Below are 2,135 nucleotides of genomic sequence, written 5' to 3' on the forward strand. Positions count from 1 at the left end.
AGCTACTTGGCCGCCCTCCATCTCCGCGCCTCCATCATCTGGATCAAGGACCTCGCACGGGCCACTCAATGATCACGACCCGATACACGCCCTAGAGGCGGTACGGGACGCGTGGTGCCGTGCGCTGGTGACGATGAGTGAGACGTTCTGCCCACCGAAGCCGAAGGAGTTGCTGAGCACGGCCTCCTGGGGGACGTCCCGTCGCTCTGCGACGACATCGAGATCGATGTCGGGACCGACGCCCGCCGCGGTGAGGTTGCGGGTCGGCGGGATGATGCCATGCTCCACACTGAGGACGGCAATGAGCGCCTCAATTGCACCGGCTGCGCCAAAGAGATGACCGAGCGCCGCCTTGGGGGCTGTCACGGTGGCGCGCCCGAAGACCTCCCCGATCGCGTGCGCCTCGGCGACGTCGCCGACCGGAGTTCCGGTGGCGTGGGCGTTGATGTGGCTGATCTGCTCGGAAGCCAAGCCGGCTTGGGCGAGGGCCTTCCGCATAGCCGAGATCTGACCGGAGCCATCGGGAGCGGGCGCCGTGATGTGGTGAGCGTCGGCGGCGATGCCAGCGCCCGCGAGTACCGCGTGGACACGCGCGCCACGGGCGCTGGCATGCTCGGCGCTTTCGAGCACCACGACAGCCGCGCCTTCACTGAGGACGAATCCGCTGCGGTCCGCAGCGAACGGCCGTGATGCTGAGGCGGGTTCGGCGGTGTATCGCGACAGTGCTTGTGCCCGGGCGAAGCCGGCGACGGTGATCGGGGTGATCGCAGCCTCGGTTCCACCCGCGATGACCACGTCCGCCTCGCCGGCCCGAATGAGCCTGGCCCCCAGGGCGATCGCCTCGGCACCGGAAGAGCACGCCGAGACGGGCGTTTAGACCCCGGCCCGTGCACCGTATTCGATACTGATCAGCGCTGCCGCCGCATTGGGCATGAGCATCGGGACCGTACGTGGCGAGACGCGCCGTGTCCCGGCCGCCTCCAGAACGTCGTCTTCCTTCAGCAGCGTCCGTACGCCCCCGATGCCCGTGCCGATGGCTGATGCGAGCCGGTCCGGGTCCACCTCCGGGGCTCCGGCGTCGGCCCAGGCTTCGGCCGCCGCGGTGAAGGCTGCCTGCTGTGAGCGGTCGAGCCTTCTGGCTTGCACCGGCGGCAGCGACTCGGCGGGGTCGATCGCCATCGTCCCCGCGACGGTGTCGGGAAGGCCGGCGTCCTCGTGGCCGGGCAGGACGCCGCCGCGGATGCCGGACTCGCCGGCAAGCAGGGCGTCCCAAGTGGACTCCACGTCTCCACCGAGTGGCGTGATCGCGCCGAGTCCAGTCACAACGACTTCAGTCCGGTGCATGCCATGGGACCTTTCTTGTATGCGATACAAACGAACGAGCCTTGTTGTATCACATACAATTTGGGTGTGGAGAAGGAGCGAACCGAAGCTCGATCAACGTCGGCTCGGTCACGTGACCGCGGTCGCGCGACGAGGCGCCGGCTGATTGAAGCAACTGCACGGCTCTGCAAGGAGCGGCCCGGCGCTGAGGTGAGCGTCGCGGAGATCGCGAACGCTGCAGGCGTCTTCCCCAATCAGGTCACCTACCACTTCGGATCCAAGGACTCGCTGCTCGTGCACGCCGCCTTTCTCGGCTTGCTGCACGACGCCCGACGGATTGAGCGCATCGGCCGACAGGCCCCCGATGCGGCGACATTTCGACGCAACATCGCCCGCGCAGTACTAGCCATGCCCTCGCTCCCATCGGTCGCGCGAGCACTCGCCGTCGGGATCTCCAAACCCGAACTCGCCCCCGTGGTCGACCAGCACCTCCAGTTGCTGTTCCGACAATCAGAGGGCTTCGTGAGCCAGCTCATCGTTAGTCGCGGCTGGAGGACCCGTCGATCGCTCAGCGTGGAGGCCAGGACGTTCTGGAGCACCGCGCTCGGCGCAGTACTGCTCGTCCGCGCCGGGGCACACGGCACTAACGCCGACCTCGACCTCGCCGGAACATTGACCATCCATGACGACCCCGAGCCCGGCTAGCTCAGCTGAGCGGATGGCGTCCCTTCTGGTGGTGTAGCCGGTCAGCCCGAGGTCGTGTTGGTGGTGTTGGGTAGCGCGGGGGCGCTTTCGGGGAGCTCGGCGGGGTA

1 protein-coding gene and 1 pseudogene are annotated in these 2,135 nt (G+C 67.7%); one reads left to right on the plus strand and one right to left on the minus strand.

Going from position 1 to position 2,135, the window contains the following annotated elements; translation table 11 throughout:
* Positions 1–72: 72 nt before the first annotated feature.
* Positions 73–1,344: pseudogene (locus ACGFYV_RS37485) on the minus strand (beta-ketoacyl-[acyl-carrier-protein] synthase family protein).
* Positions 1,345–1,410: 66 nt separating this feature from the next.
* On the opposite strand from ACGFYV_RS37485, the gene ACGFYV_RS37490 reads away from it, so the two are divergent.
* The gene (locus tag ACGFYV_RS37490; RefSeq protein ID WP_393883024.1) at positions 1,411–2,028 is read left to right on the plus strand and encodes a TetR/AcrR family transcriptional regulator C-terminal domain-containing protein; all 618 of its coding nucleotides are present in this window, start codon (positions 1,411–1,413) and stop codon (positions 2,026–2,028) included.
* Positions 2,029–2,135 lie beyond the last annotated feature (107 nt).

The organism is Streptomyces sp. NPDC048297 (assembly GCF_043201585.1).
GTDB lineage: Bacteria > Actinomycetota > Actinomycetes > Streptomycetales > Streptomycetaceae > Streptomyces.